This window comes from Stenotrophomonas sp. P2112 (assembly GCF_041897515.1).
In the GTDB taxonomy this organism is placed as follows: Bacteria; Pseudomonadota; Gammaproteobacteria; order Xanthomonadales; family Xanthomonadaceae; genus Stenotrophomonas; species Stenotrophomonas sepilia.
On the sequence record NZ_CP169216.1, the window covers coordinates 681,323 to 705,130 of the forward strand.

The 23,808-nt window shown below is 67.3% G+C and carries 24 protein-coding genes and 1 other RNA gene; 16 read left to right on the forward strand and 9 right to left on the reverse strand.

What is annotated here, in order from left to right; genetic code table 11:
• Positions 1-117 precede the first annotated feature (117 nt).
• From ribH to thiL, 3 genes are all read left to right on the forward strand, one after another.
• On the forward strand, positions 118-585 hold the full coding sequence (gene ribH / locus ACEPA4_RS03130) for a 6,7-dimethyl-8-ribityllumazine synthase (RefSeq protein WP_005415267.1): 468 nt from the start codon (positions 118-120) through the stop codon (positions 583-585).
• Positions 582-1,061, forward strand: a complete 480-nt coding sequence (nusB, locus tag ACEPA4_RS03135) for a transcription antitermination factor NusB (protein ID WP_005415268.1) — start codon at positions 582-584, stop codon at positions 1,059-1,061. The genes ribH and nusB overlap by 4 nt, the downstream gene beginning before the upstream one ends.
• Before the next feature lie 120 nt (positions 1,062-1,181).
• On the forward strand, positions 1,182-2,144 hold the full coding sequence (gene thiL / locus ACEPA4_RS03140) for a thiamine-phosphate kinase (RefSeq protein WP_139726728.1): 963 nt from the start codon (positions 1,182-1,184) through the stop codon (positions 2,142-2,144).
• A gap of 192 nt (positions 2,145-2,336) precedes the next feature.
• Here the strand turns inward: thiL and ACEPA4_RS03145 are convergent, their stop codons facing one another.
• Positions 2,337-2,708: a DUF805 domain-containing protein gene (locus ACEPA4_RS03145; protein ID WP_139726729.1), complete on the reverse strand. Its 372-nt coding sequence runs from the start codon at positions 2,706-2,708 to the stop codon at positions 2,337-2,339.
• A 128-nt stretch (positions 2,709-2,836) separates the two neighbouring features.
• On the reverse strand, positions 2,837-3,247 hold the full coding sequence (locus ACEPA4_RS03150; protein ID WP_374083002.1) for a hypothetical protein: 411 nt from the start codon (positions 3,245-3,247) through the stop codon (positions 2,837-2,839).
• A 478-nt stretch (positions 3,248-3,725) separates the two neighbouring features.
• Here ACEPA4_RS03150 and ACEPA4_RS03155 point away from each other — a divergent pair, with 478 nt between their 5' ends.
• Complete coding sequence (locus tag ACEPA4_RS03155) at positions 3,726-4,079, forward strand: hypothetical protein (protein ID WP_072167840.1); 354 nt, start codon at positions 3,726-3,728, stop codon at positions 4,077-4,079.
• Positions 4,080-4,295: 216 nt separating this feature from the next.
• Here the strand turns inward: ACEPA4_RS03155 and ACEPA4_RS03160 are convergent, their stop codons facing one another.
• Positions 4,296-4,631 carry an autotransporter outer membrane beta-barrel domain-containing protein gene (locus ACEPA4_RS03160; RefSeq protein ID WP_235646209.1) on the reverse strand — a complete coding sequence of 112 codons (336 nt, stop codon included), beginning with the start codon at positions 4,629-4,631 and terminating at the stop codon, positions 4,296-4,298.
• On the opposite strand from ACEPA4_RS03160, the gene ACEPA4_RS03165 reads away from it, so the two are divergent.
• Positions 4,600-6,621, forward strand: coding sequence for an acyltransferase family protein (locus ACEPA4_RS03165; protein WP_139726731.1), 2,022 nt, complete (start codon positions 4,600-4,602; stop codon positions 6,619-6,621). The genes ACEPA4_RS03160 and ACEPA4_RS03165 overlap by 32 nt on opposite strands.
• A 227-nt stretch (positions 6,622-6,848) precedes the next feature.
• On the opposite strand, the gene ACEPA4_RS03170 is transcribed toward ACEPA4_RS03165, so the two are convergent.
• The 4 genes from ACEPA4_RS03170 to ACEPA4_RS03185 form a co-directional block, all read right to left on the reverse strand.
• Positions 6,849-8,234 (reverse strand): FAD-binding oxidoreductase, encoded by a 1,386-nt coding sequence (locus tag ACEPA4_RS03170; RefSeq protein ID WP_072167842.1) that lies wholly within the window; start codon positions 8,232-8,234, stop codon positions 6,849-6,851.
• A complete protein-coding gene (locus ACEPA4_RS03175; RefSeq protein WP_072167843.1) occupies positions 8,231-8,812 on the reverse strand; it encodes a metal-dependent hydrolase in 582 nt (193 codons plus the stop codon). Before ACEPA4_RS03175 ends, ACEPA4_RS03170 begins: the two co-directional genes overlap by 4 nt.
• Positions 8,813-8,897: 85 nt before the next feature.
• Complete coding sequence (locus ACEPA4_RS03180) at positions 8,898-9,266, reverse strand: YraN family protein (protein WP_374083003.1); 369 nt, start codon at positions 9,264-9,266, stop codon at positions 8,898-8,900.
• Entirely contained in the window at positions 9,256-10,977 is a 1,722-nt protein-coding gene (locus tag ACEPA4_RS03185; RefSeq protein ID WP_111128433.1) for a penicillin-binding protein activator, read from the reverse strand. The genes ACEPA4_RS03180 and ACEPA4_RS03185 overlap by 11 nt, the downstream gene beginning before the upstream one ends.
• Before the next feature lie 81 nt (positions 10,978-11,058).
• On the opposite strand from ACEPA4_RS03185, the gene rsmI reads away from it, so the two are divergent.
• The 4 genes from rsmI (at position 11,059) to rnpB (ending at position 14,271) form a co-directional block, all read left to right on the forward strand.
• On the forward strand, positions 11,059-11,877 hold the full coding sequence (rsmI, locus tag ACEPA4_RS03190; protein WP_065178763.1) for a 16S rRNA (cytidine(1402)-2'-O)-methyltransferase: 819 nt from the start codon (positions 11,059-11,061) through the stop codon (positions 11,875-11,877).
• A 393-nt stretch (positions 11,878-12,270) separates the two neighbouring features.
• Positions 12,271-12,906, forward strand: a complete 636-nt coding sequence (locus ACEPA4_RS03195) for a DUF6058 family natural product biosynthesis protein (RefSeq protein ID WP_164092972.1) — start codon at positions 12,271-12,273, stop codon at positions 12,904-12,906.
• A 117-nt stretch (positions 12,907-13,023) separates the two neighbouring features.
• Positions 13,024-13,839: a PDZ domain-containing protein gene (locus ACEPA4_RS03200; RefSeq protein WP_171958411.1), complete on the forward strand. Its 816-nt coding sequence runs from the start codon at positions 13,024-13,026 to the stop codon at positions 13,837-13,839.
• 80 nt (positions 13,840-13,919) lie between these two features.
• An RNA gene (gene rnpB / locus ACEPA4_RS03205) (RNase P RNA component class A) lies at positions 13,920-14,271 on the forward strand.
• Between the two features lie 88 nt (positions 14,272-14,359).
• Here the strand turns inward: rnpB and ACEPA4_RS03210 are convergent.
• On the reverse strand, positions 14,360-14,839 hold the full coding sequence (locus ACEPA4_RS03210) for a DM13 domain-containing protein (RefSeq protein ID WP_139726735.1): 480 nt from the start codon (positions 14,837-14,839) through the stop codon (positions 14,360-14,362).
• 354 nt (positions 14,840-15,193) lie between these two features.
• Positions 15,194-15,982: an NRDE family protein gene (locus ACEPA4_RS03215; RefSeq protein WP_069139503.1), complete on the reverse strand. Its 789-nt coding sequence runs from the start codon at positions 15,980-15,982 to the stop codon at positions 15,194-15,196.
• A 324-nt stretch (positions 15,983-16,306) separates the two neighbouring features.
• Between ACEPA4_RS03215 and mraZ the strand changes: the two genes are divergently transcribed.
• From mraZ to mraY, 7 genes are read left to right on the forward strand one after another with little or no spacing between them, the layout of a single operon-like run.
• On the forward strand, positions 16,307-16,753 hold the full coding sequence (mraZ, locus tag ACEPA4_RS03220) for a division/cell wall cluster transcriptional repressor MraZ (RefSeq protein ID WP_004143635.1): 447 nt from the start codon (positions 16,307-16,309) through the stop codon (positions 16,751-16,753).
• A 14-nt stretch (positions 16,754-16,767) separates the two neighbouring features.
• Positions 16,768-17,736 (forward strand): 16S rRNA (cytosine(1402)-N(4))-methyltransferase RsmH, encoded by a 969-nt coding sequence (rsmH, locus tag ACEPA4_RS03225; RefSeq protein WP_012479154.1) that lies wholly within the window; start codon positions 16,768-16,770, stop codon positions 17,734-17,736.
• Complete coding sequence (ftsL, locus tag ACEPA4_RS03230; protein ID WP_005415286.1) at positions 17,733-17,996, forward strand: cell division protein FtsL; 264 nt, start codon at positions 17,733-17,735, stop codon at positions 17,994-17,996. Before rsmH ends, ftsL begins: the two co-directional genes overlap by 4 nt.
• The gene (locus ACEPA4_RS03235) at positions 17,993-19,837 is read left to right on the forward strand and encodes a penicillin-binding protein 2 (RefSeq protein ID WP_005415287.1); all 1,845 of its coding nucleotides are present in this window, start codon (positions 17,993-17,995) and stop codon (positions 19,835-19,837) included. Before ftsL ends, ACEPA4_RS03235 begins: the two co-directional genes overlap by 4 nt.
• The gene (locus tag ACEPA4_RS03240) at positions 19,834-21,342 is read left to right on the forward strand and encodes a UDP-N-acetylmuramoyl-L-alanyl-D-glutamate--2,6-diaminopimelate ligase (RefSeq protein ID WP_065178759.1); all 1,509 of its coding nucleotides are present in this window, start codon (positions 19,834-19,836) and stop codon (positions 21,340-21,342) included. Before ACEPA4_RS03235 ends, ACEPA4_RS03240 begins: the two co-directional genes overlap by 4 nt.
• On the forward strand, positions 21,339-22,733 hold the full coding sequence (gene murF, locus ACEPA4_RS03245) for a UDP-N-acetylmuramoyl-tripeptide--D-alanyl-D-alanine ligase (RefSeq protein ID WP_065186664.1): 1,395 nt from the start codon (positions 21,339-21,341) through the stop codon (positions 22,731-22,733). Before ACEPA4_RS03240 ends, murF begins: the two co-directional genes overlap by 4 nt.
• A complete protein-coding gene (gene mraY / locus ACEPA4_RS03250) occupies positions 22,723-23,808 on the forward strand; it encodes a phospho-N-acetylmuramoyl-pentapeptide-transferase (protein ID WP_005415291.1) in 1,086 nt (361 codons plus the stop codon). The genes murF and mraY overlap by 11 nt, the downstream gene beginning before the upstream one ends.

Below are 23,808 nucleotides of genomic sequence, written 5' to 3' on the forward strand. Positions count from 1 at the left end.
GCCGGCACTACCGGTGGGTGCCGACCGTTGGTCGGCACACCCTGAAGGCCCCCGCCAGCCACGGCCGGGGCCCATCCACGCTAGAATTACCCCCTTATCGAGTCCCCCAAGCCGCATATGAGCCACTACGAAGGCGATCTTCGCACTCCCGAGTCGGCGCGCTTCGCCATCCTGGCCAGCCGCTGGAACGCCCGCATCACCGACGCGCTGGTCGCAGGCGCCCGCCTGAGCCTGGCCGGCAACGGCATCACCGAAGCCAACATCGACGTGATCCGCGTGCCGGGTGCCTGGGAACTGCCGCTGGTGGCTGCACGCCTGGCCGCCGCGCATGAACACGCCGCCATCCTCACCCTGGGCTGCGTGATCCGTGGCGACACCCGCCACTACGAACACGTGGCCGACCGCTGCGCCGAAGGCCTGATGCGCGTGCAGCTGGATTTCGGCGTGCCGGTGCTGAACGGCGTGCTGGCGGTGGAACGCGTTGAAGACGCCGAGGCCCGCGCAGGCGGCAGCCACGGCAACAAGGGCGAGGAAGTCGCACTCGCCGCACTGGAAATGGTCAATCTGCTGGAGCAACTGCCATGAACAAGAACACCCAGGGCAAGCCCTCCGGTAAACCCGTCCGCCGCGATGGCGTCGATCCGGTGCTGCGCTCGCGCGCCCGTCGTCGTGCCGTGCAGGCCATCTACGCCTGGCAGATCTCCGGCGGCAACGCGCAGTCGCTGATCGCCCAGTTCGCCCACGAGCAGGCCCGCGAAATCGCCGACCTGGCGTACTTCGAGGCGCTGGTGCACGGCGTGCTCGACAACCGTCGCGACATCGACGAAGCGCTCGGCCCGTACCTGGACCGTGGCATCGAGGAAGTGGATGCGATCGAACGCGCGGTGCTGCGCCTGGCCGCCTACGAGCTTCGCTACCGCCTGGACGTGCCGTACCGCGTGGTGATCAACGAGGCCATCGAATCGGCCAAGCGCTTCGGTTCCGAACATGGCCATACCTACGTCAACGGCGTGCTGGATCGTGCCGCCGTGGAATGGCGCAAGGTCGAATCGGGTCACTGACCCGCCTGTGGTAGTGCCGGCCGCTGGCCGGCAGCTGCAGGGATCCTGAGGTTGCCGGCCAGCGGCCGGCACTACCGCCCACCGCGCCTTGCGCGGCACGTACAACAGCGGGAACGCCCCATGTCCCTGGCCGAATTCGCCCTCATCGACCGCATCCGCGCCCGCACCCTCGAGCGCGACGACATCCTGCTCGGCATCGGTGACGACGCCGCGCTGCTGCAGCCGCGCGCCAACGAACAGCTGGTGGTCACCGCTGATACGCTCAACAGCGGCGTGCACTTCCCGGTGGAAACCCCGGCCTTCGACATCGGCTGGAAGACCCTGGCGGTCAATCTGTCGGACCTGGCCGCGATGGGCGCGCGCCCGGCGTGGTGCACGCTGGCACTGTCGCTGCCGGAAGCATCTGAAGATTGGATCGAGGCCTTTGCCGATGGCTTTTTCGCCCTGGCCGACCAGCACGACATCGCGCTGATCGGTGGCGACACCACGCGCGGTCCGCTGTCGCTGTCGGTGACCGCGATGGGCCAGGTCGGGCGCGGCCAGGCCCTGCGGCGCGACCGCGCACAGGCAGGCGATGACATTTGGGTCAGTGGCACGCTCGGCGATGCCGCCGGTGCGCTGCGCCTGTGGCAACAGGGTGCGTTGAGCATCGCCACCGCCACGCTGCTGGCCGACTACGAAAGCCTGCGCCTGCGCCTGCTGCGGCCGGCACCGCGCGTGACCCTGGGCCTGCGCCTGCGGGCCTTCGCGCACGCGGCGGTGGACGTGTCCGACGGCCTGCTGGCCGACCTCGGTCATATCGCCACGCGCAGCTACGTGGCCGCACATGTCGATGCCGACTCGCTGCCGATCTCGCACGCATTGCGTGAGCTGCTCGGTCGTGAGGCCGCACGCGACTGCGCACTGCGCGGTGGCGACGACTACGAGCTGTGCTTTACCGCCGCCGCCGACCAGCGTGACGCGCTGCACTACCTGGCCGAATCGCTGGACGTGCCGCTCACCCGCATCGGTCGGATGGCCGGAGGGCAGGGCGTGCATGTGGATGGCGAAGCCGCCGACGGCGGCTACCAGCACTTCGCGTAGCCGCAGCGGTACTGCCCTGCTGGGTCAACCTTCGGGGTGGGGTCAGATCCCTTTGCGCCGCAAAGGGATCTGACCCCAAGTGAAGCACATCGATGTTGCTCTGGTAGGTGCCAACCTTGGTTGGCACGGATGTGTCAGCATCCGGTGGCACATCCATGTCGACCAAGGTCGACACCTACCAACGCGGTCTGGTTATACGTGCGGAACTGGCGCACCGAAGCGGTTGTCGCCCGGCGTGCTGGGCAGCACCAGGAACACCAGCAGCACCAGGCTCGCAAACGGCACGAACGCCAGCAGCATCCACCAGCCCGAGCGATCGGTATCGTGCAAGCGGCGAATGGTTGCGGCAATGCACGGCAAGGCGAACACCAGCCACATCACTACGCTCAGCCCGGTAGCGACCAGCGCCAGGCCCTGCGAACCACTGTGGCCGGCATAGAAGCTCAGCAGATACAGCGGGATCGAAATGATCATGATGAACAACTGGAACCACCAGAATTCGCTGCGGCTTGCGCGGCCAGTGAACTGCGCATAGCGGGTGAGCGGAACCATCATCTTGTGCATCGAAACACTCCCTGAAAAGAAGTGCGCACCATTGGTGCTCCTGTGATGACGAGCCATCGGAATCGTTGCAATTGCGCGCAGCGTGCAACTGAACTGAGCGCTCACCCGCACTTCTCTTCGTCGCATGCTCACGCCGCCCGCAGCTGCACATCCACGTACTCGGCCAGCCCACGGCAGGCCAGCAGCAGCCCTTCGCGCGCGCCATCGCCCATCTGCTGGTCGATATCTCCATCCACGCGTACGCGTTCGGTGGCGTGCAGCAGTTCCAGCAGGAAACTCAGCCCCGCATTGGCGCGGTCGATGCGCGCCAGGGCCAGGCGTTGCCCGGGCGTGCGGTTGTTGCCGGGCCATGGTTGGCCATCGGCGGCATCGCCCTGGCGGATGTGCTGCAGGCAGGCTTGCAGGGTGATGGCCCCGGCACTGTTGCCGCTCTGCAGCGCAACGAAGGTGTCTTCCAGCGTGCGGGCCAGGTCATCGGGCAGGCGCGTGGCGGCGTCGCCCAGGGTGGCGGACAGGTGCGGGTAGGGGGAAGCGGTCATGGCGGCGTCCTTGTGCAAGCGGCAAGGGGCCACCCTGCTTAACAGCGAGGGTGGCGGACGGTGCGTGGTTCCAATACCGGTGGTAACACTGCGAAACGCCGGCGGGCACGAGGCCCCCACGCACCGCCCGCCATGTAAGCGCGGACAGAATGCCTGCCGACGCCACCCAACAAGGAAAGGGTGGCGCCGGCAGGCAAGCGTAAACAACAGTGTTACCGATCGGGATTGGAAGCCCGTGCCACCCGTTGTCGGTGGCACTACATGATTTGCATGAAGCGCCCGTGCCGCCAATGAGAATTGTTGGAAAGTTCGAAAGCGTTGCAACTTTGTCGCTGGCAGGTAGCGGATGGCGACTCTTGCCAAATGCGACATTCTTCGCCGCTCGCACCGTAGAGTCGAGTGCGCTCAACCACTTCGTCGAAGTGGCATCGGCTTCAGCGGGGGTTGCCGGGCTCAGCGATGCCGCTACGCTGGGGAGATGAAAATTATCTTGATCGCCTTCTTGCTGGCCTCTTCGCCGGACGTCATAGAGCCCGGCTACAGAATGGGCAGCTACAAGGAAAATCCGTCGCCGATGCCGGGCACGCTGAAGGCATTGGGCGCGCGATGGGAGATGGACTACAGAACGCTACGCCCTGCCCTGTTGAAAGCGGGGTGGAGCGGAATACCACGCGAGTACTCGCATCCGACCGTGCTTGGATTTCCCGAGGTCAATTGTGGTCGCGGCTGGCAGGCGGTCTGCTGGTCCATGTTCCACAAGAATGGCCGGGATGTTTTTCTGCAACTGCATCCCACAGACGACGGCCGCCTTATCCTGATTGGCGCAGAGTGACGCCTTCGCCTTCGCCTTCGCTATCGTCGAGCCGTTTGTTGATACTCAGGCGTTCATTGGTCGGGATGCCGAGGGCACTGCCGGTTTTCGGGGTTCCCGCTGCTGACGGCGCCGAGCTTGCTTGGCTGATGCAGAACGTAGCCGAGCGTTGGCCTGGCTCTACACGAGCAAAGAAAAGCGGCGCCGGAGTCAACCGGCGCCGTGCGTGTTTCTACATCACCACTTGTACGACATGCTCAGATTGGCCGTCGCTTCGCGGTACCCATGGTCACCGCGCATCACGCCGAAGCCACCCCACGCACTCAGCCCGGAACGGAAGTCCACGCGTGCACCGGCATTGAGCTCGTAGCGGTTGCGTGGCACGCTGGCATTCAGCGCTTCATCATCGAACGCCATGCCGTTGCTGGCGCCATCGCGGTACCAGTTGGTCACCACATACTTGCTGACCGAGACACCCGCTGCTGCGTCGCGCTGTGACCGGACCTGAACGATGCCCAGCTCTGTCGCAATTGACCATTGAATGACTGCGGCGACGGTGGCGATGCTGGCCAATTGCTCGCTTCTGGTTGCCCGCGTGTCCCCTCCCGAACGTCCCCACAACGCTGCCATCGATGGCCTGCGCGCATTGGCGGTGCTGGCCGTCGTCCTCTTCCACACCAATGCGACGTGGCTGCCCGGCGGCTTCACCGGGGTGGACCTGTTCTTCGTGGTGTCCGGCTTCGTGATCAGCCAGTCGCTGGCCTCGCGCACGCCTGCGTCGCTGGGCGCGATGCTGCTCGACTTCTACCGGCGCCGCGTGCTGCGCCTGTTGCCGGCGCTGCTGGTCATGCTGGTGGCCACCTTCATACTGTCTGCGCTGTTCATTCCCCGTGCGTGGCGCAATGAACAGTTCGACCAGACCGGCTGGGCCGCGCTGGTCGGCTTCAGCAACATCGTGCTGGCTGGCCAGCAGGACGATTACTTCTCACCCGGCGCCGAACTCAACCCGTTCCTGCACACGTGGACGCTGGGCGTGGAGGAGCAGTTCTACCTGGTCTTCCCGCTGCTGTTCTTCGTCTGGCTGCGCGGGCGTGAGCGCTGGCCGTGGTCGCGTTGGCTGTTGCCGGGGCTCACCGTGCTGTCGCTGGCGTGGGCGGGCTGGCAGGCGCAGACGGCACCAGCGGCAGCGTTCTATCTGCTGCCGGCGCGGTTCTGGGAGCTGGCTGCGGGCGCGCTGCTGTACCAGTGGATGCGTACTCGTACGCCGGGCCAGAACGGTGGTGCGGTTGCAGCGGCCGGCCTGACGCTGCTGGCCGCAGGCGTGGTGATCGCCCCGCAGCTGGCGATGCCGGTGCCGGGTGTGCTGGCCACCGTGGCCGGTACCCTGCTGCTGTTGGCAAGCGTGTCGGCGCCGGGGACATCGCGCCTCGCCCGCGCGCTGGGCTGCGCACCGCTGGCCTACCTGGGCCGGTTGTCCTATTCGCTGTACCTGTGGCATTGGCCGCTGCTGGTGCTGCTGCGCTGGACCTACGGCCTGCACGGTGCCGCGCTGTGTCTGTACCCGGTGTTGCTGCTGGCGGTATCAGCTGCGTCGTATCACTTCATCGAGCGTCCGCTGCGCAGTGCGGCGCCGCTGCTGCGCCTGGCACCGGCCAAGGTGCTGGCGATGGCGTTGCCGGTGGTGGCGCTGTGTGGTGCGGGTGCCTGGGCCACCGTGGAGTACCACGAGCAGGTCTCGCTGAGCGTTACCCGTGACGGCTATGCATGGCAGGCGCGTCGCTACCCCGCGTGGCGCCCATTAGAGCCGGTGAGTGCGCCGGCGCTTGAAGGACGGCGCCTGTTCGTGTCCGGCGATTCGCACGCGGCGGCGTATCGCACCATGACCAGCATGGTCGCGCGCCAGACCGGCATGGAGGTGCGCCAGCAGGATCGCGGCGGCTGCAGCTTCGTCAATCTGCTGCGGGCCAGTCCAGCCGATTGCCAGGAGTTCATTGAGCACACGCTGTCGACCATCGAGCGCGAGGCACGCCCGGGTGACATCGTGCTGCTGGCGGCCTTGCGCATGCCGGAGCTGCGCGGATTCGACTGGCGGCGGCAGGATGCACAGGAAATCTATCGTCAACTGCTGGCCGAGCGCACGCCCGCGCATGCACAAGCTGCACGCGATGAAGCCGATCGAGTGCTGGGGCGTTTGCAGAAGCTGGGTGTGCACGTGGTTGTGGATGCGCCGCTGCCGTTGTTCAAGGCCGGTGCGTACCGCTGTTCGGACTGGTTCAACCGCCGCAACCCGGCCTGTGCCGGTGGCCTGAGCATGCCGCGCGCCGACCTGGAAAGGCTGCGCGCGCCGCAGATGGCGTTGCTGTCCGAACTGGCGGTGCGCTATCCATCGCTGACGGTGTGGGATCCGCTGCCGCTGCTGTGCGGGCCAACGACCTGTTCGGCGGTGAAAGACGGGGAGCCGCTGTTCTTCGACAACGATCACCTGAGCGGGCATGGCAACCGCGTGCTGTTGCCCAGCTTCCGGCAGACCCTGATCGATATTGCAGGCGACACGCCGGTGTAGAGCCGAGCCCACGCTCGGCTTGCGCGCGGTGCGGGCTTCATCGCGATGTGGCCGAAGCGGGGCCGAGCATGGCTCGGCTCCACAGGAGTGTGAGGGTGAACGACACGTGGTTGTAGAGCCGAGCCCACGCTCGGCTCGCGCGCGCAGCGCGGGCTTCATCGCGATCTGGTCGAAGAGCCGCCGAGCATGGGCTCGGCTCTACAGGAGTGCGAAGGAATGTGCGCGGTCTATGCCGGCGGCAGCACCTTGCCCGGGTTGAGGATGCCGTCCGGGTCCAGTGCGGCCTTGATCGCGCGCATCGCCGTCAGCGTTTCCGGGGTGAAAGCCTGTGCCATGAAATCGCGCTTGGCCAGGCCAATGCCATGTTCGCCGGACAATGTGCCACCCAATGCCAGGGTCAGCTCGAAGATCTTTGGCAACGCGGCATGCGCGCGCGTGTTTTCGTCGGCATCCTCCGGGTGGTAGAGGATGTTGACGTGCAGGTTGCCGTTGCCGGCATGGCCGAAGGTGACGATGGTGAGTCTGTAGTCACGCGCCAGTGCCTGCACGCCGGCTACCAGCTCCGGAATGCGCGACACCGGGACCACAACGTCTTCATTGATCTTGCCCGGCGCAACGCTGCGCAGCGCGGGCGACAGCGCCTTGCGTGCGGCCCACAGCTGGTCGCGCGCGCGGCCCTCCATCGCCACGTCCAGCTCGATCATGCCGTCGCCTTCGGCGGCACTGGCCAGTGCCTGCAGCAGATAAGGCAGGGTGTCGTGGTCACCATCGGCCTCGACCAGCAGCATCGCGCCTGCCTCCGGCACATCGGCACCATTCAGCCGCAGCAGCTCCAGGCTGCGCGCGTCCATGAATTCCAGGCGGGTGGGTACCACCGGCTGCGACATCAACCGCGACACGCCGGCCGCAGCAGCATCGGCATCGCGGTACAGCACGCGCAGGCCGGCCTGGCTGACCGGCAGCGGGGTCAGTTTCAGCGTGGCTTCCACGATCAGTGCCAGCGTGCCTTCGCTGCCCACCAGCAGATGGGTGAGGTCGTAGCCGGTGGCGTCCTTGGTGTAGGCACCACCGCAGCGGATCACCTCACCGGTGCCGGTCACCGCCACCAGGCCCAGTACGTTGTCGCGGCTGGTGCCGTACTTTACCGCGCGCGGGCCGCCCGCATTGCAGGCCAGGTTGCCGCCGATGCTGCAGATCTCGGCGCTGGACGGGTCCGGCGCCCAGAACAGGCCGTGCGACGCCAGCGCCTGCTGCAGCGTGCCGTTCAACACGCCCGGCTGCACGACCGCGCAGCGATCACCGGCGCGGATCTCGACGATGCGGTCCATGCGGGTGAACGAGAGTACGATGCTGCCCGGCTGCGGGACCGCGGCACCGGTGGTACCGGTGCCGGCACCGCGCGCGACCAGCGCCACGCCATGCGCGCGGCATGCACGCACCAGCGCCTGCACCTGCTCGATGTCCGCCGGAAACGCCACTGCGGCCGGCCGCTGATGGCGCCATGAGTTGTCCTGCGCATTCGCCTCCAGCGCGCCGTCATCCATGCGCCAGCCCTCCGTGCCCAGCAGGGTGGACAGTTCGGCAACCAGGGCAGCAGGCAGGGCAGGACTCATGACGGATCTCGTGAGGCAGCAGGAGCGGGTTGGATCAGTTTCCAGGCGACAACGGCGCCGGCCAGTGGCAGCCACACCCAGCGCAGTTCGGAGAGCAGGGTAGCCACGCCGCGTGCGCTGAAGAACTGTGGCGCGAACGGTGACACGCGGATGGGGCGCCACGGCGCGAAGAAGCGCTGTTCGCTCCACGGCCAGGCCAGCGCGACGCCCAGACCACCGGAGGTCATCGCATCGAGCAGCGGATGGCTGGCGGCGCAGGCGAAGACGAATACAGCGGCTTGTACGGTAGATGCCAACCTTGGTTGGCACACATCCGCCGACCAAGGTCGGCGACTACCCAAGAACGCCAACGCCGCGGCCAATGCTGCCAGCACGCCGGCAAACAGCAGTGAGTGGCTGGCGCCGCGATGGCCGAAGGCATCGGCATAGGGAATGTGCAGGGCGAAGGCCAGTACATCGGCATCGGGCAGCATGGCGGCGATCACGCCGGCGGCCAGCAGGCGCGGCGGGATGCGGCCACGATCAGCGGCGCACCACAGCGCCAGCGGCACAGCGGCATGGGTGATGATCGACGGCATCAGTCACGCACCATGGTCGTACCGGCCGCGGGCCGGCTGCAGGTCCGACGGGTAGTGCCGGCCGCTGGCCGGCAAAGAGTAGCCATCAGCAGTCATCCAATCGGAACGCATCCCGCAGCCAATGCAGCTGCGGCGGTTCGCCGGTGGCTTCGACCACATCGAAACGGCAGGGCGCATTGGCCAGCGCCGGGTGGTCCTGCAGGTACAGCTGCGCGGCGTGGGCCAGGCGCCGGCATTTGCGCGCATCGACCGAAGCGGCGCCACCGCCGAAATCCGATCGCGCGCGGTAGCGCACTTCCACGAACACCACGGTGCCGGCATCGTCCATCACCAGGTCCAGTTCACCGCCGCGATAGCGCACGTTGCGCGCACGCGGCTGCAGTCCCGCCTGTCGCAGATGCTGCTCGGCGGCGGCTTCCACCGCCGAGCCACGTTGGCTGCGCTCAGCGACCACCGACGATCGGCATCGGCCGGCCGCCATTGAAGGTCGACCAGGCCGGCTGGCGCAGGATGTTGCCGTTGCTGTCCAGGAACAGGGTGCCGGTGGCACCGTCCAGGCCGCCTTCGTTGGACAGCTTGTCCAGGTAGGCGGTGATCTTCCAGGCGTCGGCACCGAAGGCGAACAGGCGGCCGGCCGCACCGCGTGCGCTCGGCAGGGTGCTGGCCACCTGGCTGGCCGACGGCAGGCCGGACACACTGCGCACGTTCCAGGCTTCGTTCGGATAGACGATGCCGTCCAGCGCCACGTCTTCTTCCACCTTGCCGCTGCCAACGGTCAGCTGCGAGGTGCCAACGCGGGTCGCGCCGCCTGCACCGGCCAGCGCCAGCTGCGGCGCCAGCAGGCGCGCCTGCGGCGCACGCACGGCGAGGAATACGGCATCGACCTGGCCGGCGTTGCGCACCTGCGCGCCGACATCGCCGACGGCATCGGTGACGCCGATCGTGGCCACCACCTGGCCACCGCGCTGCGCAAAGCGCTGGGCGAAGGCGGCGGCGGCACGGCGGCCGGTGTCATCGGCGCTGTTGATCACCAGCGCCTTGCCGCGCTCGCGGCCACGCAGGTACTCGGCGGCGACGATGCCGTCGTCTTCCGGTGCCAGCGAGAAGCCGGCACTGCCGGCCGGCGGTGCGTCCTTGCCGCGGTTCAGGGCCAGCACCGGCACCTGCAGCTGCTGCCGGCCGTACACGGCGTCCACTTCGTCGCGGCCCAGCGGACCGACCACGAAGTCGGCACCGGAGGCGACGGCCTTGTCATAGGCGGCCAGGGCACCGGCCGGGGTGCCGGCGGTGTCGAAGAAGTTGATGTCCGGGCGGCGGCGGCTTTCACCGTAATAAGCGCTCAACAGGCCATCGCGCACCGGCTGTGCGGCGGTGGCCAGGCGGCCGCTGAGCGGCAGCAGCACGGCCAGCTTGGCCGGCGGGCGGTAACCGTCGCTCATCGCCGGCGGGCGCTTGCTGGTGTCGAACTGGGCCGCGCCATCGCGGTCGAACGGGCGCGGCAGCGGCAGGCCGCGCGCGATCAGTGCACGGCCGGCGAAGTTGTAGAGCGGGTCGTTGGCCGGCAGGGCGGCGGCACGGCTGCGCAGGGTGGCGTCGTCGAGGGTGCCGAGCAGGCCGGCAATGGCGGCCTGGTTCTCGCTGCGCGCGCTGCCGGTCAGGCTGGAATGGGCGCGGGCGCGCTCGGTGGCGGCGCCGAAGGCATCGCCGGTGCCCTGCAGGGCACTGGCGCGGGCGAGGTACCAGCGCGTACGCAGCGCCGGCAGCACGTTATCGCCGTGGTCCTTCAGCAGGGCCAGTGCCTGCGCCGGCTGCTTGTCGGCCAAGGCGAGCTCGGCACCGGTCAGCTGGTAGCGCTGCAGGCTGGCGCCGGACAGCTGGCGTGCGGTGAGCTGGCCGAGCAGGCTGCGCGCGCGGGCACTGTCGCCGGCCAGGTGCCAGGCCCAAGCCGCATCGGCCAGGGCGTTGCTGCGGGCGCCGCCGCGCAGGGTGGAGGCCAGGCCTTCCAGCTGCAGCGCGGCATCGCGCGGCTTGCCCTGTTCGATCAGCGCCAGCGCCTGGCTCTGGGCCGGCGAATCGGGCGTGCTGGTCAGGCTGGTGGTGGCACAACCGGCCAGCAGCATCAGCGACAACGACAGGGCGGAGATCCGTGCGGCGGGCTTGTTCATGATCGGGTCCATGCGATGGGGGCAGCGGCCTTGGCCGGGTACACGCTACGATTCTACCCTTGCCCCGTGAGTACCGCTGAAATGAGTGTGCCAACCCTGTACGTCGTCGCCACCCCGATCGGCAACCTGGCCGATCTGAGCCCGCGCGCGCAGGAGGTGCTGCGTTCGGTGGCGGCCATCTGTGCCGAGGACACCCGCCGCAGCGGCCAGCTGCTGTCCCATTTCGGCATCCAGCAACCGCTGGTGGCCCTGCACGAACACAATGAAGAGGCCCTGGCGCAGCGCCTGGTTTCGCGATTGCAGGCCGGCGAGTCGCTGGCGCTGGTCAGCGATGCCGGTACCCCGCTGGTCAGTGACCCCGGTTTCCGCCTGGTGCGTGCCGCGCGCGCGGCGGGTATCAAGGTCAGCCCGGTGCCCGGTGCCTGCGCCGCCATCGCCGCGCTGAGCGTGGCCGGCCTGCCCAGCGACCGTTTCAGCTTCGAGGGTTTCCTGCCGGCCAAGGCCAGCGGCCGCCGCGACCGCCTGCAGGCGCTGGCCGGCGAAGTGCGCACGATGGTGTTCTACGAATCCTCGCACCGTATCGCCGAGTCGCTGGCCGACATGGCGGCGATCTTCGGCGGCGAGCGCCCGGCGGTGCTGGCCCGCGAGCTGACCAAGCTGTTCGAGACCGTGCTTGATGGCGACCTGGCGGGGCTGCTGGCCCAAGTCGAGGCCGACGACAACCAGCGCAAGGGCGAGTTCGTGGTGATGGTGCAGGGTGCCGGTGACGACGAGGAAGCGCAGCTGGCGCATGGTCGCCGCGTCTACGCGAAGCTGAGCGAGCACCTGCCGCCGTCGACCGCCGCCAAGCTGGCCGCGGAACTGACCGGTGCGCCGCGCAAGGCGCTGTACGGCAGTTGATCGCTCGCTCCGGGCCATGTCGGGGCAGCGCGCGGCGCGAAATGCGAAACGGTTCGGAACCGCCGGAGGGACGCCAACCTCTGCCGCGTGAACGTGCTCACGTGCGCGGCTGAGGGACGAATCCGGGGACAGGCGATGTCGTGATGAGCAGCAATGACCGACCCACTGATGATCGTACGAAGCCAGCAGCCTTGGGTATTGCGGGACGTCCTGCAGAGCGACATTGAGATCAGTCGAGCCCGTGCGGATACTCCCGATACGGAAGCGTGTCCGTAGTGTGACTCCATTTCCGAGGCCTCTGAGGCGTGAGGACCGGTGCTCGGGATGTCTGTCCTGGACGAAGACGCCCCTGCACACGCCTCTTCATCCCCCACTTGGCAGTAATTGTTCGAGATGGCATTGACAGCCTACCTTCAAGCTCATTTCCTGCCAAAGGATGCGTTCGCCGCATTCTGCAATGTGTCAGAAGAAAGACTCAGTCGCCTGATTGCAGTGGGCGCGGTGCCGCAGCCCACCTACACCTGCGAGGGTGGCGCCATCCGATCTGCAGTGTTCGGCTCCATTCCCATCAGCGAAGACCTTGTGGGGGAGTACTTCCGTACCGATTGCGCACGCTGGATACGCATTGCCGATCATGCACCACCGGGCAGTGAGCGGGCGGCTGTGGTCGACGTTCTGCTGCAGGAGCTCGAGGGCTACATGACAGCCGTGCTTGGGGATGCCAACGCTGCGCACGACAAGGCGCAACTGCTGCTCCCGCACTTCTTCAACGGGACCTTCGGTCTGTGTATCGCAGATCCGTCCACCGGCGCCGGCATCGCAAGAAAGGAGCTGCTCCAGGAACAACTGGTCGCACTCGCCAGTGACACCCACACTCCTCTCGACGCGCGTGTCGACAGGCAGGCGCTGCTGGCACTGATCGACGATTATGCGCGTGCGTCGATGCCGTTCTCGCCGGCCGAGTATGACCGTAGCAGCAGAAAGCGATGGGTCGACGATCTTCGCCGGGAGCTGGACGAAAAGTCCTGAAAAGCGTGCAGGCTGCATGGGTCATTCACAGCCTGGGACGCTGGAATGCGAATGAGCGGCGGAATTCTGGGGGTGAAGGAATGAAGCTCTCAAATTTACTTGAGGGAGGGAAGACAGATGCTGGAAAAGGGACTGTTCCTACTGTTCGCTCTGGCCGACGTGCCAGCTCCTGCAGCTGAAGGGCCGCCACCTGCGGCCATTACCGAAGCCGATCTGGGCCCGGACTATGTTGGCTACCTGCTGTTCGATCCGGGGTTGGTCGAATTCAATCGGCTGCAGTCGGTCCGCGATTACAGCAATTACCTGACCTATCGCGCGGCACGTGACGCGTTGGAGAACTACGAGGGATGTCTGCAGGTGGGGGCCGGCAACCACGCACAGATCGAGGCGGCCTACCAGCAATTGGTGAACAGCCAGCAGCGGTACGTCAGCGCGGCGCAATGGCGCGACCTGCGGCAGGCCCTGCGTGCGGGGCGCGAGCCGGTACCCGAGCGCGCGTCGTGGCAATGCGCCGCATTCGTGGACAACGCGCCGTATTTCGATGCGGGGTTGGACGATGCACTGCTGGGCGCCACCGAATTGGCGCGCGAACAGGCTGGGGAAGGGGATTCGCGTAGCGATGCGCTGCGCCCGGTCCTCGGCGTTCAAATGGGGGGCGCGACCGTGATCGAATCCGAGCCTGACGAAGGTCCGGCCCATCGCGCCGGCCTGCGCAAGGGGGATGAGGTGCTGGCCGTGGCAGGTACCCGAGTGAAGACCGTCTTCGGTATCGGCCAAGCGTTGAAAGCCCACGCGCCGGGCGATCGCGTGGACGTGCGCGTCCGCCGCATTGAATGGGACGGTTCGCAACCGCAGGTGCGGGAATTGATCGTCGGGGTGGTGCTGGAGTCGCGGGCGGCGGTGATGGCGAGGGCGAAGGCGAAGGGCCGCTAGAGCCACGCCACGCGTGGATGAACCGGACGCCGCGATCGGCACGGCAGGAAAGGCGTGCGTACGCTAGAATGCGCGCTGGCGGAGTCGGCCAGACAGTCGCGTCATCCCTTCGGGGGTGCCGAGGAAAGTCCGGGCTCCATAGGGCAAGGTGCCAGGTAACGCCTGGGCGGCGCAAGCCGACGGAAAGTGCAACAGAAAGATACCGCCTACGTCTTCTTCGGAAGGCCGGTAAGGGTGAAATGGTGCGGTAAGAGCGCACCGCGAGTCTGGCAACAGACCGGCACGGCAAACCCCACCTGGAGCAAGACCAAATAGGGATCCTTTGGCGCGGCCCGCGTTGGATCCGGGTAGGTTGCTTGAGCGTTGCGGTGACGTAACGCCTAGAGGAATGACTGTCCACGACAGAACCCGGCTTATCGGCCGGCTCCGCCTCTTTCTTCTTCCACGCATGGCGTGGATCTACCGTGATTCCGGGGTCGGATCCCTTTCCAGAGGAAAGGGATCCGACCCCATGCCCTGATCAGCCCGGCGTACGGTACTGCCCGGCGGAGATGAACTGCGAGAAGCGCTCGCACCACACCACCACGGTGGTGTAGTCGTCCACGTCCACGTTCGCGGGGACGTCCACCAGGAAGCGGTTGAAGGTCTTCACCTCACCGATGCGCTGGGCCTGCGCCTTGATCTTCAGGAAGTCGGCCTTGTTGTCGACGAAATCACGGACCAGATAGACCTTGTAATCCGGGCCCGGTCCCATCTTCCCGTCGAAGGCGACCTGGGTGGCACTGACGCTGACCTTGCCTTCGGCCCAGTGCACCGCATCGCTGCCTTTGAGGTCGCGGCGGAAGGTGGTGCGGTAGGTGGCGTCTTTCATCGCGGCCTGTACCTGGGCGGCCGGCGGGTCATCGGGGGCGATCAGGATCGGCAGCAGATAGACGCCCAGGCCGAAGCCCAGGCCGAGGGTGAGCAGGTGGGTGGCGAGCAGGATGAGGATGCGGCGCATGGGGCCTCCTTGTGGTTGCGGTCGATCGCGCGGCGTGATGCCGGGCGCGACCACCCTGGGAGGTCAGGGGCGACATTTATAGACACAGTGCCGATTGCGAAAAGGGCACAGTCGGGTGGCGGCGATGCTGAAACCCCTGGGGTGCGGGCGGATCGTGGTCGCGGCTGGAAGCTGAATGACGTTTCAGGCCCGCTGCGATGGCGACGGCCGCCACGTGGATCGCGACAGCAAGCTGCGGGTAGTGCCGGCCGCTGGCCGGCTGCTTCATGGCGAATCCGAGCATCCAAAGGCTGCCGGCCAGCGGCCGGCACTACCCACGCCAAGAGCATCCGGCCAAGGGCCGTCTTGATCGGGTCAGAAAATGACGTGGCTTTGTCCGCTCGGTGCACCCTGCGGGCCGAAGCGGCGTTCGTGGATCTCGCCGTGGCCGTCGGCGTCGATCAGCAGTACGGTGCTGGCGCGGGTGCCGTAGTCGTCGCCGCGGATGAAGGCCGGGCTCAACCAGCGCTCGCGTTCCAGGCCGATGCCGGTGTCGGGCAGGTCGCTGTCGGCGGGGCGGTGTTCATCGGCCAAGGCATTCCAGAGCGGGGTCAGGTCCGGGGTCAGATCCCTTTCGCGTTGCGAAAGGGATCTGACCCCGTCTGCTTCCAGCCATGCCGACAGCGCGGCCATCAGCCGTCGGGTCTTCGGCCAGGGCGCGTCCAGCGCGCCGTTGGACATGCCGTGGACGCCCGGGCCAAGCGTCTGCCGTTCGGCGGGATGGTTGCCCAGGTACTCCAGGCTGTCGCCATCGGCCAGCAACAGATTGAATGGGGCGTAGGCACCCGCCACGGTTGCCAACCGCTCGATATGCACGGCGGCCGGGTCGCGGCCGCGCAGGAAGTCGGCCACCAGCGCGCCCCGCGACGGTCCGGTCTGGGCCGCCAGCGGGTCGCGGACGTTGGTGACCACCGCCATCCGGCCCGAGGCGCCGACCCCGGCCCAGCCACCGCCGGAGCGCAGGTCGCGTCCCCCGATGACGGAGGTCTCATCCTGCCAGGGGGCCAGCGCCGCGGTGGGGCGGGCGTGGAACTCATCACGGTTGCCGGTCATTACCAGCCGCCAGCGCGGGTGGTGCATCCAGCCAAGAGCGAGCAGGCACATGGCCTCATTGTGCACCGTTTGCGCATTACGGCGCCGTTTCCGGCCAGGCCGGGATGAATGCGCGGTCGATGTTTCACGCCCCGTCCACGCCCCTGAACTTCCGTTCAATCTCAAAAATTGAGACGGATCAGCAACTTGTGGATAAGCCTTGAACAATTCTCTAAAGGTTGTTGCAAGCCATTGATGCGGCTGGCGATTTCCCTGCTGAAAAGTTGTTGACAACCCTCGGCCCGCTGCTAAGGTGGGCATCAGAGGGAAATCCGGGTGTTTTGTGGGTTTTCGTGGTTCAATGTTTCACCGGGCGAAGGACAAGGTGCAGGCGTCGTGTTCCAGGGCGAGACGGCCATCACAGTTGACGACAAGGGGCGCATGGCGGTTCCCACCGCTTACCGCGACCTCGTCGCGCGCGCCAGTAACAACCGTCTCGTGCTGACCTACAACCCGTTCGAAGCCGGCTGCCTGTGGCTGTACGCAGAGTCGGAATGGGAACGGGTCCGCGACGATGTGATGTCCAAGCCCAACACCCAGCGCGTCGTGCGCCTGTTGCAGCAGAAGCTGGTCGGCTCGGCCGCCCATCTGGAACTGGACGGCAACGGTCGCATCAGCATCCCCGCCAGCCACCGCGGTGCGGTGGGCATTGAGAAGAAGGCGGTATTGCTCGGCATGGGCGACAAGTTCGAATTGTGGAGCGAGCAGGCGCATCGGGCCCTGATCCAGCAGACGTTGTCTGACGAGGATCTGGGTGATGGGTTGCTCGACCTGAAGTTGTGAGCCGGGGTGCCCGGATGCGCCCAGAAGCGCAGACCGGTCACCTTCCGGTGTCGCAGTCGCCGGCGGTGCACCTGCCGGTCCTGTACACCCAGGTCCTTGAAGGCCTGAGGGTGATCGAAAACGGACGTTATCTGGATGGCACGTTCGGTCGTGGCGGTCATGCACGTGGCGTGCTTACCCAGCTCGGTCCCGAGGGGCGCCTGCTGGTCATGGACAAGGATCCGGAAGCCATCGCCGTTGCCGAGCGCGATTTCGCGCCGGATCCGCGCGTGTCCATCTTCCGTGGCAGCTTCGCCCAGCTGCTGCAGTGGGATGCCACGGCCGAAGGCCTGGACGGCGTGCTGTTCGACCTGGGCGTGTCGTCGCCGCAGCTGGATGTGGCCGAACGTGGCTTCAGCTTCGGCAAGGACGGCCCGCTGGACATGCGCATGGACCCGGACAGCGGTGAAAGCGCCGCGCAGTGGATCAACCGCGTGGAAGAGCGCGAGATCGCCGATGTGCTGTGGACCTACGGCGAAGAGCGCCAGAGCCGGCGCATCGCCCGCGCCATCGTGGCCCGCCGCGAGAAGCAGCCGTTCTCCCGCACCGCCGAACTGGCCGAGCTGATCGCCTCGGTGATGCCGCGTGGCAAGGACAAGATCCATCCCGCCACGCGCAGCTTCCAGGCCATCCGCATCCACATCAACCGCGAGCTGGCAGACCTGGAAGCGGGGCTCGATGCGGCGGTGGAACGGCTCAAGCCCGGTGGCCGTCTGGCGGTGATCAGCTTCCATTCGCTGGAAGACCGCATCGTCAAGCAGTACATGAACCGCCTGGCCAAGGCGCCACCGGCCAACCGCCGCCTGCCCGAGGCCGTTGCGTTCGTGCCGACGCTGGACCTGATCGGTGGGGCCATCAAGGCCACCGACGAAGAGCTGGCCGCCAACCCGCGCGCCCGCAGCGCGGTGCTGCGCGTGGCCCAGAAGCGGGAGGCCGACGCATGAGCCGGTTGCTGCTGATCATCCTGTTGGCCTGCACCGTGGCCTCGGCGATCGGCGTCGTGTTCGTGCGTCACCGTCATCGGCAGACGTTCATCGAGCTGTCGCGCGCCGAGCGCAAGCGCGATGACATCAACCTGGAATTCGGCCGCCTGCAGCTGGAGCAGGCCACGTTGGCCGAAGCCAACCGTGTCGATCGCATCGCCCGCGAAAAGCTCGGCATGAAGTTCCCCGAGGCCGCCGACATCGTGGTGGTGCGCCCATGAGCAAGGCCGGTCGCAACCGTCCACGCAATGCCTTCAACCTGCGCCAGCGCCTGCGCTGGGTCGCGCTGGCGCTCGGCCTGTGCTCGGTGTCGCTGGTCGGCCGCGCGGCCTACGTGCAGATCATCAACAGCGACTTCTACCAGCGCCAGGGCGAGGCCCGCTATCTGCGCGAGCTGCCGATCAAGACTTCGCGCGGCATGATCACCGACCGCAACGGCGAGCCGCTGGCGGTGTCCACGCCGGTTGCCTCGATCTGGGTCAACCCGCAGGACCTGCTGCGTTCGCCCGAGCGCATCCCCGAGCTGGCCCAGGCGGTCGGCATGTCGGTGGATGAGCTGAGCAGCCGCCTGTCGCAGAAGTCGGACAAGGAATTCATGTATCTGCGTCGCCGGATCAATCCGGACGAGGCAGAGAAGGTGGTCGCGCTGAAGATTCCGGGCGTGGCGGCTCAGCGCGAGTTCCGCCGCTTCTACCCGCAGGGTGAGGCGATGGCGCACGTGCTGGGCTTCACCAACATCGATGATCGCGGCCAGGAAGGCCTGGAACTGGCCTTCGACGAATGGCTGCGCGGCAAGCCCGGTGCGAAGCGGGTGATCCGCAACCGCAAGGGGGAAACCGTCGAAAGCGATCTGCTGCGTGCCGCTGAGCCGGGCAAGGACCTGACCCTCAGCATCGACCGCCGCATCCAGTACCTGGCGTTCAAGGAACTGCGCAACGCGCTGGTGGCCAACAAGGCGGCCGGCGGCTCGATGGTGATCATGGACGTGACCACCGGCGAGATCCTGGCCATGGTCAACCTGCCGACCTACAACCCGAATTCGTTGACCGGCGCGATCCCTGATACGCGCCGCAACCGTGCGGTGACCGACCTGGTCGAGCCGGGTTCGACGATGAAGCCGCTGACCATCGCCACCGCGCTGCAGGCCGGTGCGGTGACCAAGGACACCATCATCGACACCAACCCGGGCTACATGACGCTGGGTCGCTTCACCATCCGCGACGTGCCACGCAACAACGGCGTGCTGAACGTGACCGGCGTGATCACCCGCAGTTCGAACGTGGGTGCAGCCAAGGTTGCGGCGAAGATGCCGGACCAGACCTTCTATGACGGCGTGCGCCGCTTCGGCTATGGCTCGGCGCCGCACAGCGGTTTCCCCGGTGAATCGGCTGGTGTGGTGATGCGTCCGGCGCGCTGGTCGGGGACCACCAAGACCACCATGTCCTACGGCTACGGCCTGTCGGTCACGCCACTGCAGATTGCCACCGCCTACTCGGCGCTGGCCAACGGCGGGCGCCTGATCGCGCCGACCTTCGTCAAGGGCCAGCGCAACGAAGGCCAGCAGATCATCGACGAGAACGTCGCCAGGCAGGTGGTGGCGATGATGGAAACGGTGGTCACCCAGGGCGGCGCCAAGCAGGCGGCGGTGCTGGGCTACCGCGTGGCCGGCAAGACCGGCACTGCACGCAAGGCTGGCCCGGGCGGTTACGAGCGCGGGCATTACAACGCGCTGTTCGCCGGCGTGGTGCCGGCCACCAACCCGCGCTTCGCCACCGTCATCGTCATCAACGATCCGCAGGCCGGCAAGTTCTACGGCGGCCTGGTGTCGGCGCCGGTCTATCACAACGTGATGGAAGGCACCCTGCGCCTGATGGACGTGCCGCTGGATGACCTGCAGTCGTGGCTGGCCGCACAGCAGTCGGGCAAGGTCGGCCATTCGGCCTCGATCCTGCCCGCACCGCCGGCCGAGACCGCGCTGCCGGTCGATGCCGCCGCTGAATTCGATGCTGCGCTGCCGAGCGCGCAAGCCCAGACGCCGCCCGTTACGGGAGGCACGCAATGAGTCCTTCGATGTTGCTTTCGCAGTTGCTTCCGGACGTGGCCCTGGCGGGCCATGATCCCGTTCTGACCGGCCTGGTGCTGGACAGCCGCGCCGTGCGCCCCGGCAATGCCTTCGTCGCGATCGCCGGCTTCGGCGCGCATGGGCTGGGCTTTGTCGAGCAGGCCCGTGCGGCCGGTGCCAGCGTCATCCTGTTCGAGCCACCGGCACCGGCCGAGCTGCCGGCGCCGGCCGATGCGATCGCCGTGCCGGGCCTGCGGGCGCGCATGGGGGCGATGGCCGACCAGTTCCATGGCGCGCCGTCGCGGGCGATGGCGATGGTTGGCGTGACCGGTACCAACGGCAAGACCTCCACCGTGCAGCTGCTGGCCCAGGCCTGGCACCTGCTCGGAACGCCCAGTGGCAGTATCGGCACGTTGGGCGCCGGACTTTATGGTGCGGTCGAGCCGACTGGTTTCACCACGCCGCTGGTGCTGCAGATGCATGCGCTGCTGGCACAGCTGCGCGACGCCGGTGCGCGCGCGGTGGCGATGGAAGTCAGCTCGCACGCGCTGGACCAGGGCCGCGTGGATGCCGTGCACTACGACGTGGCGGTGTTCACCAACCTCACCCGCGATCATCTGGACTACCACGGTGACATGGCCAGCTACGGCGCGGCCAAGGCGCGGCTGTTCCATCGCCCGGGCCTGAAGGCGGCGGTGGTCAACCTGGACGACGCCTTCGGTCGCCAGCTGTTCGCTGGCCTGCCTGCTGGCGTGCAACCGATCGGCCTGAGCTCGCGCGCTGCCGCTGACGCCAGCGTGCGCGCCGAGGCGCTGCAACTGGATGGACGCGGCATTGCCTTCGAGCTGGTCATCGACGGCCAGCGTGCTGCGGTGCAGTCGCCGCTGCTGGGCCGCTTCAACGTGGACAACCTGCTGGCCGTGGCCGGTACTCTGCATGCGCAGGGCCAGCCGCTGCCGCGCATCGCCGAAGTGCTGTCGGCGCTGCAGCCGATCCGTGGCCGCATGAACCGCCTGGGTGGTGAAGACGGTCTGCCGACAGTGGTGGTCGATTACGCCCATACCCCGGACGCGCTGGAGCAGGCGCTGGACAGCCTGCACGGCCATCTGCAGGGCACGCTGTTCTGCGTGTTCGGTTGCGGTGGCGAGCGCGATACCGGCAAGCGTCCGCAGATGGCGGCGATTGCCGAGCGCCTGGCCAACCAGGTCATCGTCACCGACGACAACCCGCGCGGCGAGGATGGCGACGTGATCGTGGCCGACATCCTGGCCGGCTTCCAGCACGCCGATGCCGTGACCGTGCAGCGCAACCGCGCGCGTGCGATCGGCCTGGCGGTGAAGCGTGCCGGTGCCGGCGACATCATCCTGATTGCCGGCAAGGGCCATGAGCCGTACCAGGAAGTGAATGGCGTGCGCCATGACTTCGACGACACCGAAGTGGCTGCGGCTGCACTGGCGGCCAAGGCCGGTGTTCTGCAGGCAAAGGCCGGGGAGGGCGCCGCATGAAGCGCACTCTGCTTTCGCTGATCGCACACTGGGCCGGCGGCGAGATCCATGGCGACGACGTGGCCATCGATGCAGTCAGCAATGACACCCGTAGCCTGGGCCCGGGCAGCCTGTATGTGGCGCTGCGCGGCGAGCGTTTCGACGGCCATGACTTCGCTGCCGACGCGCAGGCGCGCGGTGCCAGTGCGCTGCTGGTCGAGCGGCTGCTGCCGATCGAGCTGCCGCAGGTACTGGTGGCCGACAGCGAGCTGGCACTGGCGAAGATCGCCACCGGCATGCAGCGTGACCGTGGCACCGAGGTGTTCGCGATCACCGGCAGCAATGGCAAGACCAGCGTGAAGAGCCTGCTGCTGTCGATCCTGCAGCAGGTGGCCCAGCACGCGCACAAGGTGGTCTACGCCAACCCGGGTAACCGCAACAACGAGATCGGCCTGCCGCTGGCGGTGATCGACGCGCCGGAAGATGCCGACTACGCCGTCTACGAGATGGGCGCTGGCAAGCCTGGCGATATCGCCTACCTGACCGACATCGCCCGCCCGCGCTATGCGCTGGTCAACAACATCGCCCCCGCCCACCTGGAGCGGATGGGCAGCCTGCTCGGGGTGGCGGTGACCAAGGGCGCGATCTATGCCGCGCTGCCGGCCGATGGCGTGGCGGTGATCAACGCCGACGATGCCTACGGCCGCTGGTTCGAGCAGCACTTCGTCGGTCGCCCGCAGCGTTGCCGCGTGCTGCGCTATGGGCTGGAACACTCGGCGGACGTGACCGCGCGCGACATCCGCGCCGGTGCACAGGGCAGCCAGTTCACCCTGGTCGCCCCGACCGGCGAAGCCCGCGTGGTGCTGGGCCTGCCGGGTCGCCACAACGTCAGCAATGCGCTGGCCGCCGCCAGCCTGGCGCTGGCGGCCGGTGTCGATCTGGCGCTGATTGCGGCCGGTCTGGCCGAGGCGCAGCCGGTACCGGGCCGCCAGATTGCCCATCAGCTGCGCAACGGCGCGGTGCTGGTGGACGACAGCTACAACGCCAATCCCGGCTCGCTGGCTGCGGCCATCGATGCCCTGGCCGCTGCCCCGGAAGAGGGCTGGCTGGTGCTGGGTGACATGCGCGAGCTGGGCCCGGACGCCGAGGCGCTGCATGCGCAGGCCGGCATCCGCGCACGCGCCGCCGGCCTGAAGCGCCTGTACGCGCTGGGCCCGCTGAGTGCCGCCGCCGCCACCGCCTTCGGCGACGGCGGCCGTCGTTTCGCCACCCACGACGCGCTGTCGCAGGCGCTGAAGGACGGGCTGCACGCCGGCGTGCGCTGCCTGGTCAAGGGTTCCCGTGGCAGCGCCATGGACACGATTGTCAAAGCGCTGCTGGCGCAAGGAGAGGAATCCCCGCATGTTGTATGAACTGGCTCGATGGTTGCAGCAGTTGGAGAGCCTGTTCGGGCTGTTCAACTACCAGACGTTCCGCGCCATCCTTGCCGCGCTGACGGCCCTGTTCCTGTCGCTGTGGCTTGGCCCGGCGATGATCCGCAAGCTCGCCCAGTTCAAGGGCGGCCAGCCGATCCGCCAGGACGGCCCGCAGACCCATTTCTCCAAGGCCGGCACGCCGACCATGGGCGGTTCGCTGATCCTGCTCACCATCACCCTGTCGGTGCTGATGTGGGCCGACCTGCGCAACCGCTACGTGTGGCTGGTGCTGGCGGTGATGCTGTGCTTCGGCGCCATCGGCTGGTATGACGACTGGATCAAGATCGTCCGCCGTGACCCGAACGGCCTGAAGTCGCGCTGGAAGTACCTGCTGCAGTCGATCTTCGGCCTGGCCGCGGGCCTGTTCCTGTTCTACACGGCCGACGTGCCGGCAGCGCTGACCTTCTACATCCCGATGTTCAAGTCGGTCGCGCTGCCGCTGGCCGGCATCGGCTTCGTGGCCATCGCCTACTTCTGGATCGTCGGCTTCTCCAACGCGGTGAACCTGACCGACGGCCTGGACGGCCTGGCAATCATGCCGACCGTGCTGGTGGCCTGCGCGCTGGGCGTGTTCGCCTATGCCTCGGGCAACGTGGTGTTCGCCAACTACCTGCAGATCCCGCAGATCCCGGGCGCCGGCGAGCTGGTCATCATCTGCGCGGCCATCGCCGGAGCGGGCCTGGGCTTCCTGTGGTTCAACACCTATCCGGCCATGGTCTTCATGGGCGACATCGGCGCGCTGGCGCTGGGTGCGGTGCTGGGCACCATCGCGGTGATCACCCGCCAGGAACTGGTGCTGGTGATCATGGGCGGCGTGTTCGTCATCGAAACCCTGTCGGTGATGATCCAGGTCGCCTCGTTCAAGCTGACCGGCAAGCGCGTGTTCCGCATGGCGCCGATCCACCACCATTTCGAACTGAAGGGCTGGCCGGAGCCGCGCGTGATCGTGCGCTTCTGGATCATCTCCGTCGTGCTCGTGCTGATCGGCCTGGCCACGTTGAAGGTGCGCTGA

Bases quoted from the DNA above. Each gene is read 5' to 3' on its own strand.
- ribH (WP_005415267.1), top strand. From the start codon at position 118: ATGAGCCACTACGAAGGCGATCTTCGCACTCCCGAGTCGGCGCGCTTC.
- nusB (WP_005415268.1), top strand. From the start codon at position 582: ATGAACAAGAACACCCAGGGCAAGCCCTCCGGTAAACCCGTCCGCCGC.
- thiL (WP_139726728.1), top strand. From the start codon at position 1,182: ATGTCCCTGGCCGAATTCGCCCTCATCGACCGCATCCGCGCCCGCACC.
- ACEPA4_RS03145 (WP_139726729.1), bottom strand. From the start codon at position 2,708: ATGCACAAGATGATGGTTCCGCTCACCCGCTATGCGCAGTTCACTGGC.
- ACEPA4_RS03150 (WP_374083002.1), bottom strand. From the start codon at position 3,247: ATGACCGCTTCCCCCTACCCGCACCTGTCCGCCACCCTGGGCGACGCC.
- ACEPA4_RS03155 (WP_072167840.1), top strand. From the start codon at position 3,726: ATGAAAATTATCTTGATCGCCTTCTTGCTGGCCTCTTCGCCGGACGTC.
- ACEPA4_RS03165 (WP_139726731.1), top strand. From the start codon at position 4,600: ATGACTGCGGCGACGGTGGCGATGCTGGCCAATTGCTCGCTTCTGGTT.
- ACEPA4_RS03170 (WP_072167842.1), bottom strand. From the start codon at position 8,234: ATGAGTCCTGCCCTGCCTGCTGCCCTGGTTGCCGAACTGTCCACCCTG.
- ACEPA4_RS03175 (WP_072167843.1), bottom strand. From the start codon at position 8,812: ATGCCGTCGATCATCACCCATGCCGCTGTGCCGCTGGCGCTGTGGTGC.
- ACEPA4_RS03185 (WP_111128433.1), bottom strand. From the start codon at position 10,977: ATGAACAAGCCCGCCGCACGGATCTCCGCCCTGTCGTTGTCGCTGATG.
- rsmI (WP_065178763.1), top strand. From the start codon at position 11,059: ATGAGTGTGCCAACCCTGTACGTCGTCGCCACCCCGATCGGCAACCTG.
- ACEPA4_RS03195 (WP_164092972.1), top strand. From the start codon at position 12,271: ATGGCATTGACAGCCTACCTTCAAGCTCATTTCCTGCCAAAGGATGCG.
- ACEPA4_RS03200 (WP_171958411.1), top strand. From the start codon at position 13,024: ATGCTGGAAAAGGGACTGTTCCTACTGTTCGCTCTGGCCGACGTGCCA.
- ACEPA4_RS03210 (WP_139726735.1), bottom strand. From the start codon at position 14,839: ATGCGCCGCATCCTCATCCTGCTCGCCACCCACCTGCTCACCCTCGGC.
- ACEPA4_RS03215 (WP_069139503.1), bottom strand. From the start codon at position 15,982: ATGTGCCTGCTCGCTCTTGGCTGGATGCACCACCCGCGCTGGCGGCTG.
- rsmH (WP_012479154.1), top strand. From the start codon at position 16,768: ATGCGCCCAGAAGCGCAGACCGGTCACCTTCCGGTGTCGCAGTCGCCG.
- ftsL (WP_005415286.1), top strand. From the start codon at position 17,733: ATGAGCCGGTTGCTGCTGATCATCCTGTTGGCCTGCACCGTGGCCTCG.
- ACEPA4_RS03235 (WP_005415287.1), top strand. From the start codon at position 17,993: ATGAGCAAGGCCGGTCGCAACCGTCCACGCAATGCCTTCAACCTGCGC.
- ACEPA4_RS03240 (WP_065178759.1), top strand. From the start codon at position 19,834: ATGAGTCCTTCGATGTTGCTTTCGCAGTTGCTTCCGGACGTGGCCCTG.
- murF (WP_065186664.1), top strand. From the start codon at position 21,339: ATGAAGCGCACTCTGCTTTCGCTGATCGCACACTGGGCCGGCGGCGAG.
- mraY (WP_005415291.1), top strand. From the start codon at position 22,723: ATGTTGTATGAACTGGCTCGATGGTTGCAGCAGTTGGAGAGCCTGTTC.